Source organism: Providencia sp. PROV003 (genome assembly GCF_045040775.1).
GTDB lineage: Bacteria > Pseudomonadota > Gammaproteobacteria > Enterobacterales > Enterobacteriaceae > Providencia > Providencia huashanensis.
In genome coordinates this window covers 1,413,873-1,432,104 of the sequence record NZ_CP096369.1, presented here as the reverse complement: position 1 = coordinate 1,432,104, position 18,232 = coordinate 1,413,873, and the positions used below count along the sequence as shown (strand labels likewise).

Sequence of the window (18,232 nt, the reverse complement as noted above, 5' to 3'; positions counted from 1 at the left end):
TTGGATTGTATGAACAACTTTGTCTCCAAAAACAGTACCCTATCAACGGTTAGCATGCTCGTTTGTACGCTACTTTACTCAAACACTGCGTGTATGGCCGCTAAAACCGATGTATTGGTCGTCACTTCCAGTGAAAATAATAATGATTCTCCCAGAGGATATGCCAACAAAACACAATTCACGGCAACTAAAGGTTCTGCATCCTTATTGGAAACTCCACAATTTGTTTCAGTTATCAAACGTGAACAAATGGATACATTACCTTCAGAATCAATCAGCCAAGCCCTACGCTATAGCGCCGGAGTGACTAGTGAGAAGTTTGGTGCGTTTGGTAACGGTATCGATTTTTCAAAAATTCGAGGGTTCGATGCTGACTATTATTTAGATGGGCTACGTGTCATAGGTAACAGCGGAATTTGGGGGCCACAAATCGATTCATGGACCTTAAATAGTATTGAAGCCGTTCATGGGCCTTCATCTGCACTGTATGGTCAAGGGGGAGCAGGTGGAGTCATCAATATGCAATCTCGCCGACCAAGTGCCAACGAATCACATCAAATTCAGTTCCAAAAAGGTAATTTTGATAACGATTCAATAAAATTTGATACAACAGGCGCATTAAATGATAGCGAAACTTTGCTTTATAGAATGGATGGGTTAGCGCTATCCACTGATTCGCAAATCAATTCTTCCAAGCAATCTCGCTATTTGCTCGCGCCATCCCTCACGTGGCAACCCAATGAAAAACTCAGTTTGACTGTCTTAAGCCAATACCAACGCGACCCCCATATTGGCCACTATAATACACTACCCGCTCAAGCGATTGGTTTATTACCGAATCGAAACGGAAAACTGGATTTTACACAAAACTACAGCGACCCTAGACATGAGCAATCTGAGCGAACTCAATGGTCTATCACTTCTTTGATCGACTATCAAATCACGCCATTTATTACTTTTAAACAAAATATACGCTATTCCGATGTTGATACGCATATTAAACGTGACTTCACTCGTGGTTTTTTAGCCGGCGATCAGCGACTCACAGCGGTTTATCAAGACTCGCCAAGCCATTCAAAAACTTGGGTTGCTGATAACCAACTCATTTATCAACTTGATACTGGCCCTATTCGTCATCAACTGCTCTTTGGTTTTGATTACCAAACTGGAAAGCTCGATAAAGACTGGTGGGGATCACAAACTGTGAGCTTTGACCCATGGGTAAAACCTCATCACCCTGAGTTTAGGCCTTATCCGGTATCTCGCACATCAACAACTCAACGCTTTGATCGCTATGGTGTTTATCTACAAGATCAACTCAGTTGGCAACAATGGGATCTGCTACTTAACGGTCGCTATGATTGGTCGTATCTCAATACCGATAATAACCTGACAAACACCACGCAAAAAAATGATACCTCCGCATGGAGCCAACGCGTTGGGCTAACATATTCCTTTGAAAGTGGGTTTTCACCGTGGGTTAGTGTATCTGACAGCTTTGACCCTGTTTTAGGTACCGACGCAGAGGGGAAACCCTTTATTCCAACTGAATCAAAACAAACAGAATTAGGGATAAAATACCAAAACCAATCTGGTGATTTGATGGTAAGCCTTGCCGCCTATGAGCTTGAGCAAAAAAATGTCACCACTCATAACCCACTAAACCCTGATTACTATAATCAAACGGGTAAAATTCGTTCTCGAGGCATCGATTTTGAAAGCCGGTTTGCTATTACTACTTCGCTAAATATGATGCTCAATTATGCCTATACGGATAACAAAATTACACAAAGCCAAGACCTTTCGGTGCTAAATAAGCACCCTGTTCAAGTTCCTAAACACAGCGGTTCTGCATGGGTAGATTACCGCTTTCATTCCCCTTATTTAGAAGGTGCGTTAGTCGGAGTAGGAGTACGTTATTTAGGTGCAACATGGGGTGACAATACCAACACCTTTAAAGTCCCTGCAGTCTGGCTAGGAGATGTTAGCGCTAGGTACCAAATGGATGCGCTTATCCCTGAATTAACAGGAATGGAACTCGGGGTCACCGTAAGTAACATTACCAATAACCCCTATGTTGCTAGCTGCACCAGTTCTACCTATTGCAGCATAGGTACCAATAGAACGTTATTTGCCACGCTCAATTACTATTTTTAATAGGTTAGTTAAACAGTTATGACCGTTTCCAAAAGGGACTTCATCAAAGCAGGGTTGGCGACCATGGCACTTACCTTAGTGTCATCCCCTTCCTTGGCAGAAAAAAAACGCAGCATCACAGATATCCTTGGGCGCTCCGTCGATTTTTCCAAAAAACCTGAACGCATCTATTTGGCTGATCCTTCACTAATTTTTCTTTACGCTGTGCTAAATAAGAAAAATTTTGTCGAAAAATTAGTCGCCATCCCAAGCAACTTCCGTTCCGCTGATTTGCGTAGTTATCAGCAGTATTGTAAGGCTTTCCCAGCTCTGCAAACTCTCCCTCACCTTCCCCCAATTGGCGGAGCTCAAGCCAATTTAGAAATAATTTTAACGCTAAAACCAGAGATGATTTTCACAACGACAGGGACATTTGCAGGGTTACAAGCGAATGGATTACTGGCGATATTACAACGTGCAAATATACCCGTGATTGCCCTCGATATGAGTATTGATCCTATCGGTAATACACCCAAAAGTGTTGCCATTATGGCAGAGGTTTTTCAACAGCAAGATAGCGCCAAACGTATTAATCAATTTATTAAAACGCAGTTGGAAATGGTCGAAAACCGTTTACGAGACGCAAAACCTAACATGCCTAGCGTCCTTCTGGAGCGAGCAGCGGGTTTTACTGACGAGTGTTGTTTCGCTTATGGAAATGGGAATTTTGCCCAATTTCTCACGTTCGCAGGCGGCGTAAATATTTCTGAACAATATATTCATGGGACTTATGGCATTCTTAATCAAGAAACCATTATCCATACCGAAGCGCAAATGGTGATTGTGACAGGAACGGATTGGAGTGGCTATAACCCAAAAGGTGGCTGGGTTGGATTAGGCCCGGGGGCTGATTTAGCCATTGCGAAGCAAAAGCTAAAACAACTAATGGTACGTAATGCATTTAAGACACTAAGTGCCGTGAAACGGCAACAGGTTCATGCCATTTGGCATACCTTTTATGACAGTCCTTTTGGCTTTATCGCAGTGTTAAAGTTCGCCAGTTGGCTCCACCCAACGTTATTCGCTGACCTTGATGCCGATAAGGTTTTTAAATCCTTCACTGAACAATTCTTACCCATCAAATGGGAAGAAGGCTATTGGGTTTCACTTTAATGAAAAAGGCTAATATGACCATGATTTATTCTCCTGATCCATTACGTCAACAAGTTGAAAAACAAAGTAATGGCCAACGCACCATTATTTATAGCCCCAAGGGGCAACCTAATTATGTTTTTATCGTTCCTCGTTTTAACTTAGAAGATATCGATAAACGTCTGGGCAATGGCCCCCACCCTGCATTTATTATCAATAACCATCTTATTGATGCCTTTTTCTATTCTTGCTACGCCGCCAGCTTACATGATGGCGAATTAGTGAGTCAGCCGAATCAAATACCTGCATGTAATTTTGATTTACTACAATTTCAATTATTAGCTAAACAAAGTGGCAAAGGCTGTCATGTCAGTAGCAATGCAGAATGGTGCGCCATTTCAGCATTAACCAATCAACATAATGGCATTGTTCAAGGCAATACCGATTATGGTCGTAATTATTATTCCCATAATGAATTCACTCCGCGAATAGATGGCCTTGCCACGGGTGATTTACATGGAACGCCAACAACCCGAACCAATGCACAGTGGGAAAACTGGCACCACAATAACCAACTAACAGGGATCAGCGATTTAGTCGGTAACCTTTGGGAATGGCAAACTGGCGTTCGGTTACATGCAGGGGAAATCCAAGTGATCCCAAATAATGATGCCGCCATCACCTTAGAGTGCTCATCAACAAATTGGCGTGCTATCAACATGACTACAGGTGAGTATATCCCGATAAACCATTCAACAAGTGCCAAATATGATTCACCTAACTCTAAAACTGATGGTAATGCAGGAACCCCGATCATTTCACAGAATATTTTGAATTTTAACGGCGAGCCAAGTGATTCCAGTTATCCCGCGGGTCTACTCGATAGCCCTTTTCGTTTACTTGATAGAGCAAGCCAAGAGCAAATCCCTACTTTACTGAAAGTACTAGGCCTTGCTCCTTATAAAGCGAAACTAACAGATGACCAAATTTATCTACGCAACTACGGTAAGCGTGCCCTAATGCGTGGAGGTGCATGGTATTCACAAACTAGTGCAGGTATTGATTCCCTGTGCCTTAGCCACACTGAACACCATAAAAGTACGACGGTAGGAGCTAGAACAGCTTGGATACTCTAGTCTGTAAATTAATATTGCTAGCCCCCATAGGGGAACTAGCAATATATAACAATAATAAAGCAGGTAAGATGAAAACCACCCGCTTGTTTTAAATAGTTAACTCGACACTTTTAAGCCAATTAAACCCGTAATAATCAAAGCTAGGCTTAATAAACGGAACATATTCGCTGATTCACCCAGGAAAATAATCCCAACAATTGCAGTACCAACAGCACCTATACCCGTCCAAATTGCATAGGCAGTTCCTACTGGTAGGTCACGCATGGCGTAAGCTAATAACCCCATACTGGCGATAATCGCAATAATGGTAATAATACTGGGTGTTAAACGCGTGAAACCATGAGTGTATTTTAACCCTACAGCCCATACTACTTCTAATAAGCCTGCAAATAAAAGAACGATCCAAGCCATGATTGCTTGCTCCCGTTAATTACTCGGGGCCGTCCCCATATTTGAATGACGTTTATTCAGGTCGTCCTGAATACGTGTGATGTGTGAATACATTATAAACCTTCGTTAGCGCTGACTCAAGCCACGAAAAATAACAAATAAGCGCAAATCAACCATAAAATTCAACATTTTTATACCGTTTTTTATTATTAAGCATCATAACCATCGCACTCAAAATTATACACATGTAAAGTAGATGTTTAATCTGGCAAGTTAATCGAGAAAATAGCATGAGTCTCAGAGACATCTTACTCGCCCTTTGTGTGGTGGTTATTTGGGGTGTTAACTTCGTTATCATTAAACTCGGCGTTACCGCACTTCCGCCGTTATTATTAGGTGCATTACGCTTCATGTTTGTGGCCTTCCCTGCTATTTTTATTTTTAAGCGCCCCAAAATTCCGCTCAAATTATTACTTCTCTATGGACTTACCATCAGCTTCGGTCAATTTGCCTTCTTATTTTGCGCGATTAGAGTGGGTATGCCTGCGGGTATAACCTCTGTCATATTGCAATCCCAAGCTTTCTTTACCCTATTACTTGGCGCAATGATTTTAAAAGAATCATTGCAACCGACTCACTTCATCGGCATGTTTATTGCCATAATAGGGTTAACCATATTAGCCAATGGGGCAACCGCTGGTGGATTAGATGATATACCGCTACTTGGGCTAGCCTTTACACTGATCGCGGGGCTTTCTTGGGCTTGCGGTAACATTACTAATAGGATCATTATGCAACATAAAGGGGCTGAAAAATGCAGTGCCTTGTCCTTAGTAAGTTGGAGCGCGCTAATCCCTATTATTCCATTCTTAATAAGTTCTTGGGTTTTAGAAGGGGAAGATGCCATCGTAGACGGACTTACTGGTTTTAATTGGTCCATATTTGGCGTTATTTTATATCTTGCTTATTTATCTACTTTTGTTGGCTATGGGCTATGGGGGATCTTACTTGGCCGCTATGAAGCGTGGCGAGTTGCGCCATTCTCTTTGCTCGTTCCTGTATTTGGTTTAAGCAGTAGTGCTTTATTCCTTGATGAACATATTAATGGCATACAAATCGCCGGGCTTATTTTAATTATGTTTGGCTTAATTATAACGCTTTTTGGTAAAAAAATTATTCTCAGCCTAAGGCATGCTTAAAGTAGCCGATTTAATTACCGAGAGTTTTATCTTTCGGTAATTAAATCCCCCCTCATAAAGCATTTTATTTCTGACTATTATTTAGTTCAAAAATCCACACTAAATAAAACTTATGGTTTAATTAAAAAAAATAGCAAGCCTTTAGCTTAAAATCCGATAAAATCCAGTCGCTAATGATAAATTAGTGAAGCTCACTGCAATTATAGAATTGTTCTCACAATTTCCAATAGGTGTCTCGTTTTAGCTACTTTTCCTTTAACTTAAATTAGCTATATCTTCCTTGTTCTACTTAAATAAATAGTAATTAAGTAACATTTAAATAGATAACAAAGCGCTGTTAACTGAATAAATGGGGATGGCTATGGGTAAACAATTAATTTGGATTGTACTCGCTTTACTTGGTGCATTTTCACTAGGTTATATTGCCTTAAATCGTGGTGAACAGATCAATGCTCTGTGGATTGTTGTTGCTGCAGTATGTATTTATCTCATTGCATACCGCTACTACGGGCTATTTATTGCGAAAAAAGTATTACAAGTCGATTCAACACGTATGACGCCTGCAATTCGTCATAATGATGGGCTTGACTACGTACCAACAGATAAAAAAGTATTATTTGGTCACCATTTTGCCGCTATTGCTGGAGCAGGCCCTCTTGTTGGTCCGGTTCTTGCTGCCCAAATGGGGTACTTACCGGGTATGCTCTGGTTGTTAGCAGGAGTAGTACTGGCAGGGGCTGTACAAGACTTTATGGTGTTATTTGTTTCGACGCGACGAGATGGGCGCTCTCTTGGAGAGCTAGTTAAGGAAGAAATGGGTAATACAGCAGGTGTGCTGGCATTAATTGCATGCTTTATGATCATGGTGATTATCTTAGCGGTACTGGCCATGATTGTCGTTAAAGCGCTAACCCATAGCCCATGGGGAACTTACACTGTTGCTTTCACTATCCCATTAGCCATTTTCATGGGGATTTATACTCGTTATATCCGTCCTGGGCGTATTGGCGAAGTATCGATTATTGGGTTAATTTTCCTTGTCTTTGCCATTATTTCTGGAGGATGGGTTGCTGAAAGTGAAACGTGGGCACCTTATTTTGATTATACTGGTGTCCAATTAACGTGGATGTTAGTGGGGTATGGCTTTGTTGCTGCGGTACTTCCTGTTTGGTTACTCCTTGCTCCACGAGACTACCTTTCTACCTTCTTAAAAATCGGTACTATTATTGGCCTTGCTATTGGTATTTTGATTTTAAATCCTAATCTACAAATGCCATCACTAACGAAATATATTGATGGTACAGGCCCCGTTTGGGCAGGGGATTTGTTCCCATTCTTATTTATCACTATTGCCTGTGGTGCTGTTTCTGGCTTCCATGCACTGATTTCTTCAGGCACAACGCCGAAAATGTTAGCAAATGAAAACCAAGCCTGCTTTATCGGTTACGGCGGTATGTTAATGGAATCATTTGTTGCCATCATGGCGCTAGTCGCAGCTTGTGTGATTGACCCTGGTGTGTATTTTGCCATGAATAGTCCAATGGCAATGTTAGCCCCCGCCGGTACACAAGATGTTGTTGCCTCTGCGGCTCAAGTTGTAAGTAGTTGGGGTTTCCAAATTACGCCTGAGCAGTTAAATACAATAGCTCATGAAGTCGGTGAGAGCAGTATTATCTCACGGGCAGGAGGAGCACCGACGCTTGCTGTCGGAATGGCCTATATTTTACACGGTGCACTTGGTGGGTTGATGAATGTCGCCTTCTGGTACCACTTTGCTATTTTATTTGAGGCGTTATTTATTTTAACTGCAGTTGATGCAGGAACACGTGCCGCACGTTTTATGCTGCAAGACTTGCTTGGGGTGGTGTCACCGTCACTAAAACGAACAGACTCACTGCCTGCAAACTTAATAGCAACCGCACTATGCGTACTGGCATGGGGATATTTCCTGCATCAAGGTGTTGTCGACCCTCTGGGCGGGATTAACACACTATGGCCACTATTCGGTATCGCAAATCAAATGCTAGCAGGTATGGCATTAATGCTCTGTGCTGTGGTACTGTTCAAAATGAAGCGTCAACGATACGCATGGGTTGCATTGATACCAACAGCTTGGTTATTGATTTGTACTATGACAGCTGGTTGGGAAAAAACCTTTAGTGAAGATGCCCGTGTTGGCTTCTTAGCTGTTGCAAATAAATTCCAAGCAATGATTGATAGTGGAAATATTCCAGTTCAGTACACCGAATCTCAACTCACGCAGTTGATTTTCAATAACCGTTTAGACGCTGGCTTAACTATTTTCTTTATGATTGTTGTGGTATTACTAGCTCTTTTCTCCATCCGTACTGCGTTGAAGGCCTTAAAATCTGACCAACCAACTGCGAATGAAGTACCCTACGAGCCAATGCCAGCCAACTATGAAGAAATCGTGGCAAATACACGACATCATTAATACACCGGAGATTGAAAGTTGAGCAGTTTTGTTTTAAATATTTAGTTTTTAAGTATTTATCAAGATTCACTCTCTTTCTCCAAAATAATTGAAGCTACAACACAAAATATGACGAGGATTTATGTTTGGAGAACTGGGAAAAGCAGCCCGCTACCTCGGCCAAGCGGCAAAAATGATGGTTGGCGTCCCTGACTATGACAACTATGTTGCTCACATGCAAAAAACGCATCCTGATCAAACGCCAATGACCTATGAAGAGTTTTTCAAAGAACGTCAAGACGCACGCTATGGTGGTAAAGGTGGGTTTAAGTGCTGTTAGCGACTTAAAATAGACAAAAAAGCCGGGGTCAGTTCACATCGACCACGGCTTTTTATTTTTAGCGATTCCGTATAGGATACGCTATTATTTTACGCGTGAAACGTATTCGCCTGAGCGAGTATCGACACGGATAACTTCACCGATCTGAACAAACAGCGGAACCTTAACAACTGCGCCAGTGCTCAGTGTCGCTGGTTTACCACCTGTACCAGCAGTATCACCTTTCAAGCCTGGATCAGTATCGGTAATTTCTAACTCAACAAAGTTAGGTGGAGTTACCGCGATAGGACGACCGTCCCACAAAGTTAAAATACACTCTGCTTGGTCAACTAACCATTTGGCGTTATCGCCAACGGTTTTTTCGTCTGCTGCTAATTGTTCGAAAGTTTCGTTGTTCATGAAATGCCAGAACTCACCATCTGTATATAGGTAAGTTAAGTTCATATCCATGACATCAGCACCTTCAACGGAGTCAGTAGACTTAAATGTTTTTTCCAACAGCTTGTTAGAAATCAGTTTACGGATACGCACACGTGCAAATGCTTGACCTTTACCTGGTTTTACGAATTCACTTTCTAAAACGACACAAGGCTCGCCATCTAACATGATTTTAAGACCTGAGCGGAATTCATTGGTACTATAAGTAGCCATGGTGATCCTCTAATTTATAAACTAAAAATGGCATAGCCAAAAAATGGTCGATATTGTAACTCAAAATACCTCATCCAGAGAAGTCTGGATACAACAACTTGCTGAAGCAATCACTAATCCAGATGAATTGCTGCAAATGCTTAACTTAGAAAACCACCTTTTTTCGAAAGAAGGCAATGAAGCGCGTAAATTATTTCCTTTGCGTGTGCCAATGCCGTTTATCTCGCGGATGAAAAAAGGCGATCCACTAGACCCTCTGTTATTGCAAGTATTAACGGCAAAAGCAGAGTTTGATATACATCCAGGTTTTTCTACAGACCCGCTAGAAGAGCAAGATAACGCAATTCCCAGTTTGCTGCATAAATACCACAACCGCGCATTACTGCTGGTAAAAGGTGGTTGCGCAGTCAACTGTCGCTACTGTTTTCGCCGGCATTTTCCTTATGAAGATAACAAAGGAAATAAAAATAACTGGTTGATGGCTGTGGATTATATAAAAAACCACACCGAACTCAATGAAATCATCTTCTCAGGTGGTGACCCACTAATGGCAAAAGACCATGAACTCGACTGGTTAATTAGCCAACTAGAGGCAATCCCACATATAAAACGCCTTAGAATTCATACTCGTTTACCCGTTGTTATTCCAGAACGTATTACCGACACACTATGCAACAGACTTGCGCGTTCGCGGCTTCAAGTGATTATGGTTACACATATTAACCATGCAAATGAAATTGATAAACCATTAACTGCCGCCATGTTTAAACTAAAGTCATCAGGTGTTACCTTACTGAATCAAAGCGTATTATTACGCCAAGTTAATGACAATGTAAGCGCATTAGCTAATTTAAGTAATGCCTTATTTGACGCAGGGATTTTACCTTATTACTTACATGTATTGGATAAAGTCCAAGGAGCAGCACACTTTTTAGTCAGTGATTTAGAAGCTCGACAATTAATACAGCAGTTATTAAGTCAGGTATCCGGATACCTCGTACCAAAATTGGCACGGGAAATTGGCGGAGAGCCAAGCAAAACATTGCTTGACCTAAATTTAAGGCAGATTTAAAAAGCAAAACGCCCAAATTACTGTAATTTGGGCGCTATGAAATCATATTAGGGACATTTATATACTTGGCCAACCATTTTGCTATCTAGCGGAATAAAGCTAGATAATACTGTTTCGCTTGGACTTGTTGCGCCAAAAATAACATTACCACCCATTGCAGCAGCTTTATTTCGCAAGTCATTCGCTGCACTGCGCATTGAGCTGGATTCATTATTCACACCGCTCAACCAGTTGCTTTGTGTCCCTGCAACCTGCCCCAGAAGCTGGCAATCACTTCCTGGTTGATTCTCAACAAAACGAACTTGTGAGCCTGCCGCAGTCAAATTAGTTGTTGTAGAACAACCCGCTAAAAGCAGTAATGCAGCAGCACCAATCAAGACTTTAATTCGCATGTTTTCCCTCATTTTTCATTGTGTTTTTTTTGCAACTGGTTTGAAAATCGTTTTAGTCCCAATACCATATTGATAGCAATATATCATGAAATATCTAGGAGGTGATTAACATACTGCGTCAAAATTACCGTGTAAATACCACAGTTCACCAGCCAAATAGAGTCTATCACAAAACAATCAAGACAACCGCCCTGTTGTTTATTTCTTCAAACCATTTTGCCTTACGCTAAATATAACCTTTTGATGGACCTTTACGCAAAAATAAGTTCGAATTAATTCTATGGTAATAATTCATTGGCAATCATAACCACCCGCATAGGAGGGTTTGCTCCATCCCTATAAGGGCTTATTACCGACTGAGTCTTAATGACGCTGCTTTCTCTTCGTTCAAGCTTGGTATCTTTGCTACTTTGACCTCCCCCTTGAAGAGGTCTATATGCTCTTTCGTACTGAGTTTATCTGTGATTAAATCTGGCTTTTCTTGCTCTCTGATATACTTCTGAATTGTCGCTTCGTTTAGCCCTACCGTACTTACATAGTAGCCTTCCTACCAAAATTTCCTATTACCAAATTTATATTTTAAATTCGCATGTCTATCACTAGATGGGTAAAGTACAAAAACATTTTTCCCAGCATACTCAGCTAAAAAATGAGCCAATTGTAGTGATCAATAAAATTTGGCCACTACAATTCATTCGACAGTTAAGATCTGTTAGCTTTACGTGTAAGACTGTGTTAAAGGTAATACAAATGCACAATTTAAATTACAGTCTCTTAGAGCAGTCTCAATGTTCTAGTCGCTTCTACAACCTCTACCGATTATTGCTAAGCATAATATGTTTAACAATAATCTGAACTCACTGAGTATTGATAAATCTATGATTCAATCTTCCAAACCAAACTCTTGGAATCTATTATGAAAAACTACCAGTTGTCCCGATAATCAAATGACACTTGATAATCGTATTTATCTAGCTCAATTTTATGGTTTAGATATTTTTGTAAATTAGAAACCCAAGCGGAGACCACATCAAAACTACCTGCATTAATAATATTTTCTTCTCGTGGATTAATAGTTTGTTCGATAACAGTATCATCATCCCCCAAGTCTACTGAATATTCATCACCAATAAAATCTTCCGTTTTTTTATCAAACCACTTCATATACACTCTTAATCCCATGATCTTTCCTTACAAGTATTTTTTAATATTACGTTTTGGATCAGCAGGTTTTATCTGTTTACCTGTTTTCGGGTCAAAAGCCCCAAGATGCTGACCATCACTGCCCCGGTAACCTTCTATTTCACCATGTTGATAGTCCCATTCATAGATTTTTCGCCCTTTATCTCCAATCCAACGTCTTCGTGTTCCAGACCCGCCTTGCTTAGGTGTTTTATCCTTACCTGGTTTTAACTCGCCCAACCCCTTAATCTCTTCAGTGTTAGGTGCTGGATGGTAATCATGCCCCTTTTCTTTTACGCCTTTACGTTTTTTTTCCGGTTCATCCTTAGCCTTGCCTTCTTTTCTCTTACTCGAAGAAACATAAATAGGTTTAACACCAATCTCCCAAGGGAATACAATGACTAATGGGCTTTGGCTTTTATCGAACTTAGAAAATGAAGGTGGGTCTAATGGTATATTATTAAATCGACTAATATCATTAACATTACCAGGTAGTTCTTTAAGCCTTTTAGGTGGAGAAACCGGATTACCAGCAAGCACATTAGGCTTACCAATTTGAATTTGCCTCTCTTTTGATTCATTAGGAACAGAATAACTAAATACACCTTTCTGATTTGTAGGCCTAGCTTCTACGACCATTGCTTTAATCGGTGTACTTATTGGTGATAACTCCAGCGTTTTAACACCATTATTGACTCGTTCAGCTGTTACTGCGAAAGTATCAACTGTTCCTTTACTTTTAGCAATATCACGCAGCTTATGTTCACTGGGGAGCCCAAGCGTTTTACCTATTGAAGTGAATGATGAATCGGTATTGCTCGTTAGATGATTAAAATCATGTTTAGAAAACCCATGTAGTGTATCTAATCCTGGCGATCCAGCAGGAGGGGAATGAGTTAGTAGCCCAACCCCGATCCCTAAAGAACGCCCAATAATCGTTCCCAATGATTCAGATTTCGAACCTGCTATTGCACTTAAGTTGAATGAGGAAACAGGTGCTATATTACCGATTAATGAATTCGAAGGCTTTAATGTAGACATTGCTGCTGTAATTGCAGAATTAAAAACAGGTGAAATATTTAGTGGTGAATTACTGTTATTTCCTCGAGTCAAACTCTGAGTCACTGCATCATGCAACTTGACAGCATCTCTATACTGTTCATTATTCATTCCTGCATATTGCGCATAATTTTTAACATAAATTTTATTGGCAGTGTCCATGTCACCATTACGGTATGCATCCATCATTGCCTTGGCTTTTTTATTCTCAGTTAAATAAGGGCAATCCTGCTTGCCGCAAACTGGGCAAATATTTCTGTCTAATACCTCTTTAATATCGACTCTGTCCTTCATGATGATATCCTTGTAGTCTACTTTATCGCTGTAATTACATACAGAAATCCAAGTATAAAAACCTACATTCAACACTTCAAATGATATTGATTATCATTAAATGTACTCTTATAAGCATTTTTGTATAATGTGACTAATTCATTGGCAATAAAAAAACCGGCACCGCTAGTTAAACTAACGGTGCCGGTCTTATATCGGCTAGTAACAACCAACTAAGTTAGCTGTTACCTAAGCTTGATGTCTTTTACATCATGCCGCCCATTCCACCCATGCCGCCCATACCAGCAGCACCTAAGTCAGGTGCATCTGATTTTGGCAGTTCAGTGATCATCGCTTCTGTCGTGATCATTAAACCTGCGATAGATGCTGCAAATTGCAGAGCAGAACGCGTTACTTTAGTTGGGTCTAAGATACCCATATCGATCATATCGCCGTATGCATCAGTCGCTGCGTTATAACCTTCGTTGCCTTGGCCTGATTTAACTTTATTCACAACAACAGAGGCTTCTTCGCCTGCGTTAGTCACGATTTGGCGCATAGGTGATTCCATTGCGCGCAGAGCAACACGGATACCCACGGTTTGATCTTCGTTGTCGCCTTTTAAACCTTCCAGTTTAGCAGCAACACGAACCAGTGCAGTACCACCACCAGCTACAACACCTTCTTCAACAGCTGCGCGAGTTGCATGCAGAGCATCGTCAACGCGAGCACGTTTTTCTTTCATTTCAACTTCAGTTGCTGCACCAACTTTAATAACAGCAACACCGCCTGCTAATTTAGCAACACGCTCTTGTAATTTTTCACGGTCATAATCAGAAGAAGACTCTTCGATTTGCTGACGAATTTGAGCAACACGGCCTGAAATCGTCGCTTCATCACCAACACCATCAATAATGGTTGTAGTATCTTTGTTGATAACAATGCGTTTTGCTTGACCTAAGTCTTCTAACGTTGCTTTTTCTAGCTCCATACCGATCTCTTCAGAGATAACAGTACCGTTAGTCAGAACAGCGATATCCTGTAGCATTGCTTTACGACGATCACCAAAGCCAGGAGCTTTAACAGCCGCAACTTTAACAATACCACGCATCGTGTTGACAACTAGTGTTGCCAGCGCTTCGCCTTCAACATCTTCTGCAATAATTAACAGTGGTTTGCTAGCTTTAGCTACGCCTTCTAATACAGGCAGTAATTCACGGATGTTAGAAACTTTTTTATCAACTAATAAAATAAATGGGTTTTCTAACTCAACAGCACCTGTTTCTGGTTTGTTGATGAAATAAGGGGACAGGTAACCGCGGTCAAACTGCATACCTTCAACCACATCCAATTCATCTTCTAGGCCTGTACCTTCTTCAACAGTGATAACGCCTTCTTTACCGACTTTATCCATTGCTTCTGCGATCAGTTTACCCACGGTTTCGTCGGAGTTTGCAGAAATAGTACCAACCTGTGCGATTGATTTAGAGTCTGAACATGGAACAGAAAGTGTTTTCAGCTCTTCAACTGCAGCAATAACGGCTTTATCGATACCACGTTTAAGATCCATTGGGTTCATACCCGCTGCAACGGCTTTTAAACCTTCAGTGATGATAGCTTGAGCCAAAACTGTTGCTGTAGTTGTACCGTCACCCGCAGCATCGTTAGCTTTAGAGGCAACTTCTTTCACCATCTGTGCACCCATGTTTTCGAATTTATCTTCTAATTCGATTTCACGTGCTACAGAAACACCATCTTTGGTGATAACTGGTGAGCCGAAAGATTTATCTAAAACTACATTACGGCCTTTAGGACCTAAAGTTACTTTTACTGCATCTGCCAGAACATTCACACCACGAAGCATTTTCGTACGTGCATCACTACCAAATTTAACGTCTTTAGCTGCCATTATCTCTTTCCTTCAAATTCTTTTCGTTAGTTGAGAAGTTTTAAGTGAAAATTACGCTTCAACAATTGCCAGAATGTCACTTTCAGACATGATCAGGACTTCTTCATTGTCGATTTTTTCAGCTTTCACACCATAACCGTCGTTAAAAATCACGATATCACCAACTTTCACATCCAGTGCTTTGATTTCACCATTTTCTAGGATGCGACCGTTGCCTACAGCAAGTACTTCACCACGAGTTGATTTAGCTGCAGCAGTACCAGTCAGAACGATCCCGCCAGCAGATTTTGATTCAACTTCTTTACGTTTAACGATAACACGGTCATGCAATGGACGAATTTTCATTAATAGTTCTCCTATAAATAAAGTCCACACTAGGTAAAAGGACGATACCAGTATGTCTCAAATAAACTAGTACCATGTTTGAGCAGATTGGGGCGAAACAGAGGGACTTCAAGGGGGGAGATAAAAAATTTTTCATTTTTATCTCCCTACAAAAAGAATGGATTTACGACTTGGGGCGGTCGTCTTTATCAGATGAGTCCGTTTTATCTGAGTTATCAATTGTAAAAGAAGGGTCATCTTGTTTACGTTGGAATTCCCCCTCAAAAGTGTCTCCAGTTTGGTATTTCCCGCCCCCCGTTTGGCCAAAACCATTCCCCGGTTGATAAAAACGGATGTGAGGAATTAAACGCATTACAATGAGTTTTTGAATTGGCGGAAGTAACAACAATAAACCAATGAAGTCAGTAAAAAAGCCTGGAACGATAAGTAAAAAGCCAGCTAAAACCAACGCAACACTTTTGATCATTTCTGCTGCGGGACTTTCACCTGACACTAATTTTTGTTGGATTTGCAGTACATTTTTCATGCCTTGGTTCTTGACGAGTGAAACACCTAGACAAGAAGTTAGAACAACTAAAATCAAAGTCATTAATACGCCAACTTCGGACGCAACTCGCACAAAAATGACAGATTCAATGTAAACGAGAATACCTATCAGAATGAGTGGTAACCAGCGCACAAGTTCTCCTTTATTTCAATAAGCTATCAACTATTTTACGCCCCTTGGAAAACCTTTGTGAACTGTATCTAAGAGACAACTATCAATATTCGCTTTTTTCTTTAGTATAGCCATAATAATTGGGGCAGATATAACGCTTTTCAACTCACAGATTTTTCTCATTAATGATACTTATCTGTGATGAATGTCACACAACGTAAAATCTGTTGCATAAATCAAACTATATAGTGATCTAGGTTCAAGGCAGTACATGATTAAAAGCTTATCATCTACCCATAAATCAGTAGATCATAATGCTGACAACGTAGTAGTTGGTGTTAATCGCTTGTGAAGTTTTATTTCACAATATTAATCACCTGTGAATTTTGCTTTACGATATATTACTTTTTTTGCAAGCGCATAAACGGACAGTAAACTGTAATCTAATTAAGAAGGTTCTCATGTCAAACAATACTCGTATCGAAGAAGACCTGTTAGGTAAAAAAGAAGTTCCAGCTGATGCCTATTATGGTGTTCATACTCTGCGTGCGATTGAAAACTTTTATATCAGCGACCGCACTATTAACGATGTCCCAGAATTTATTCGAGGCATGGTTATGGTCAAAAAAGCGGCAGCTTTAGCCAATAAAGAACTGAAAACTATCCCACGTAATATCGCGGATACTATCATTAAAGCCTGTGATGTTGTATTAAATGAAGGCAAATGTATGGATCAGTTCCCTGTTGACGTATTCCAAGGTGGTGCGGGCACATCACTCAATATGAATACCAACGAAGTTCTGGCAAATATCGGTTTAGAGCTGATGGGCCATAAAAAAGGGGAATATGATTATTTAAACCCGAATGATCACCTTAATAAAAGCCAGTCAACTAACGATGCTTACCCTACAGGGTTCCGTATCGCAGTATATAACTCTGTACTGAAATTAATTGATTCTGTTGAATACCTGAAAAAAGGCTTTGAAGCTAAAGCTGAAGAATATAAAGACATTCTGAAAATGGGCCGTACCCAATTGCAGGATGCTGTTCCAATGACCGTCGGTCAAGAGTTCCATGCTTTCGCGACTCTTTTAAAAGAAGAAGAGAAAAATCTAAAACGTAGCATCGAATTACTGCTCGAAGTTAACTTAGGTGCAACTGCTATCGGTACTGGTCTGAATACCGCACCGGGCTATTCAGAAATAGCCGTTAAAAAATTAGCAGAGGTCACAGGCTTAGCTTGTGTACCAGCAGAAGACTTAATCGAAGCAACTTCAGACTGTGGTGCTTATATCACTGTACATGCAGGCCTAAAACGTCTGGCGATGAAACTGTCTAAGATTTGTAACGACTTACGTCTACTGTCTTCTGGGCCTCGTGCAGGTCTTAAAGAAATCAACTTACCTGAGTTACAAGCTGGTTCTTCTATCATGCCAGCAAAAGTTAACCCTGTTATCCCTGAAGTTGTTAACCAAGCTTGTTTCAAAGTCATCGGTAATGATATTTGCGTGACTATGGCTGCAGAAGCAGGTCAATTACAATTAAACGTAATGGAACCTGCAATCGGTCAAGCTATGTTCGAATCGATTTCCCTGATGAACAACGCCTGTCGTAATCTGCAAGAAAAATGCATTAGCGGCATTACAGTGAACAAAGAGATCTGTGAAGCGTTTGTATTTAACTCCATCGGTATCGTCACTTACCTGAACCCATTCATTGGTCACCATAATGGTGATATCGTCGGTAAGATTTGCGCAGAAACAGGTAAGAGCGTACGTGAAGTTGTTCTTGAACGTGGTTTACTAACAGAAGCTGAGCTGGATGATATTTTCTCTGTTGAGAACTTAAAACACCCTGCTTATAAAGCAAAACGTTTTGATGACTAAAAATTTATGTTTATCATA

At 40.6% G+C, this 18,232-nt stretch carries 16 protein-coding genes and 1 pseudogene; 8 read left to right on the top strand and 9 right to left on the bottom strand.

Annotated elements, in window-relative coordinates:
* Positions 1–9: 9 nt before the first annotated feature.
* The 3 genes from M1F14_RS06565 to M1F14_RS06555 are packed head-to-tail and all read left to right on the top strand — an operon-like array spanning position 10 to position 4,424.
* A complete protein-coding gene (locus M1F14_RS06565) occupies positions 10–2,157 on the top strand; it encodes a TonB-dependent siderophore receptor (RefSeq protein ID WP_181468772.1) in 2,148 nt (715 codons plus the stop codon).
* Between the two features lie 18 nt (positions 2,158–2,175).
* Complete coding sequence (locus tag M1F14_RS06560) at positions 2,176–3,309, top strand: ABC transporter substrate-binding protein (protein WP_080750897.1); 1,134 nt, start codon at positions 2,176–2,178, stop codon at positions 3,307–3,309.
* On the top strand, positions 3,309–4,424 hold the full coding sequence (locus M1F14_RS06555; protein WP_181468773.1) for a hypothetical protein: 1,116 nt from the start codon (positions 3,309–3,311) through the stop codon (positions 4,422–4,424). Before M1F14_RS06560 ends, M1F14_RS06555 begins: the two co-directional genes overlap by 1 nt.
* Positions 4,425–4,520: 96 nt before the next feature.
* On the opposite strand, the gene sugE is transcribed toward M1F14_RS06555, so the two are convergent.
* Positions 4,521–4,835, bottom strand: coding sequence for a quaternary ammonium compound efflux SMR transporter SugE (gene sugE / locus M1F14_RS06550; protein ID WP_004258648.1), 315 nt, complete (start codon positions 4,833–4,835; stop codon positions 4,521–4,523).
* A 269-nt stretch (positions 4,836–5,104) separates the two neighbouring features.
* On the opposite strand from sugE, the gene M1F14_RS06545 reads away from it, so the two are divergent.
* The 3 genes from M1F14_RS06545 to M1F14_RS06535 all read left to right on the top strand — a co-directional run bounded on the left by M1F14_RS06545 (position 5,105) and on the right by M1F14_RS06535 (position 8,787).
* Positions 5,105–6,013, top strand: coding sequence for an EamA family transporter (locus M1F14_RS06545; protein ID WP_048606088.1), 909 nt, complete (start codon positions 5,105–5,107; stop codon positions 6,011–6,013).
* Between the two features lie 361 nt (positions 6,014–6,374).
* Complete coding sequence (cstA, locus tag M1F14_RS06540; protein WP_094301223.1) at positions 6,375–8,468, top strand: pyruvate/proton symporter CstA; 2,094 nt, start codon at positions 6,375–6,377, stop codon at positions 8,466–8,468.
* Between the two features lie 121 nt (positions 8,469–8,589).
* On the top strand, positions 8,590–8,787 hold the full coding sequence (locus M1F14_RS06535; RefSeq protein WP_004258665.1) for a YbdD/YjiX family protein: 198 nt from the start codon (positions 8,590–8,592) through the stop codon (positions 8,785–8,787).
* A gap of 84 nt (positions 8,788–8,871) precedes the next feature.
* Here the strand turns inward: M1F14_RS06535 and efp are convergent, their stop codons facing one another.
* Positions 8,872–9,438 (bottom strand): elongation factor P, encoded by a 567-nt coding sequence (gene efp / locus M1F14_RS06530; protein WP_042846375.1) that lies wholly within the window; start codon positions 9,436–9,438, stop codon positions 8,872–8,874.
* Between the two features lie 43 nt (positions 9,439–9,481).
* Here efp and epmB point away from each other — a divergent pair, with 43 nt between their 5' ends.
* Entirely contained in the window at positions 9,482–10,510 is a 1,029-nt protein-coding gene (gene epmB / locus M1F14_RS06525; RefSeq protein WP_042846377.1) for an EF-P beta-lysylation protein EpmB, read from the top strand.
* 47 nt (positions 10,511–10,557) lie between these two features.
* Here the strand turns inward: epmB and M1F14_RS06520 are convergent, their stop codons facing one another.
* The 7 genes and pseudogenes from M1F14_RS06520 to M1F14_RS06490 all read right to left on the bottom strand — a co-directional run bounded on the left by M1F14_RS06520 (position 10,558) and on the right by M1F14_RS06490 (position 16,349).
* The gene (locus M1F14_RS06520) at positions 10,558–10,902 is read right to left on the bottom strand and encodes a DUF4156 domain-containing protein (RefSeq protein WP_042846381.1); all 345 of its coding nucleotides are present in this window, start codon (positions 10,900–10,902) and stop codon (positions 10,558–10,560) included.
* Positions 10,903–11,320: 418 nt separating this feature from the next.
* A pseudogene (locus tag M1F14_RS06515) lies at positions 11,321–11,500 on the bottom strand (transposase); the annotation flags it as partial.
* A 326-nt stretch (positions 11,501–11,826) separates the two neighbouring features.
* A complete protein-coding gene (locus M1F14_RS06510; protein ID WP_166696485.1) occupies positions 11,827–12,084 on the bottom strand; it encodes a colicin E3-like toxin immunity protein in 258 nt (85 codons plus the stop codon).
* Positions 12,085–12,093: 9 nt separating this feature from the next.
* The gene (locus M1F14_RS06505) at positions 12,094–13,125 is read right to left on the bottom strand and encodes a colicin E3/pyocin S6 family cytotoxin (protein ID WP_226693188.1); all 1,032 of its coding nucleotides are present in this window, start codon (positions 13,123–13,125) and stop codon (positions 12,094–12,096) included.
* Between the two features lie 556 nt (positions 13,126–13,681).
* Positions 13,682–15,325: a chaperonin GroEL gene (groL, locus tag M1F14_RS06500; RefSeq protein WP_042846383.1), complete on the bottom strand. Its 1,644-nt coding sequence runs from the start codon at positions 15,323–15,325 to the stop codon at positions 13,682–13,684.
* A gap of 51 nt (positions 15,326–15,376) precedes the next feature.
* A complete protein-coding gene (locus M1F14_RS06495; protein ID WP_042846384.1) occupies positions 15,377–15,670 on the bottom strand; it encodes a co-chaperone GroES in 294 nt (97 codons plus the stop codon).
* 163 nt (positions 15,671–15,833) lie between these two features.
* Positions 15,834–16,349 (bottom strand): FxsA family protein, encoded by a 516-nt coding sequence (locus M1F14_RS06490; protein ID WP_181468774.1) that lies wholly within the window; start codon positions 16,347–16,349, stop codon positions 15,834–15,836.
* 440 nt (positions 16,350–16,789) lie between these two features.
* On the opposite strand from M1F14_RS06490, the gene aspA reads away from it, so the two are divergent.
* Positions 16,790–18,214 carry an aspartate ammonia-lyase gene (aspA, locus tag M1F14_RS06485; RefSeq protein ID WP_042846386.1) on the top strand — a complete coding sequence of 475 codons (1,425 nt, stop codon included), beginning with the start codon at positions 16,790–16,792 and terminating at the stop codon, positions 18,212–18,214.
* Positions 18,215–18,232: the final 18 nt, after the last annotated feature.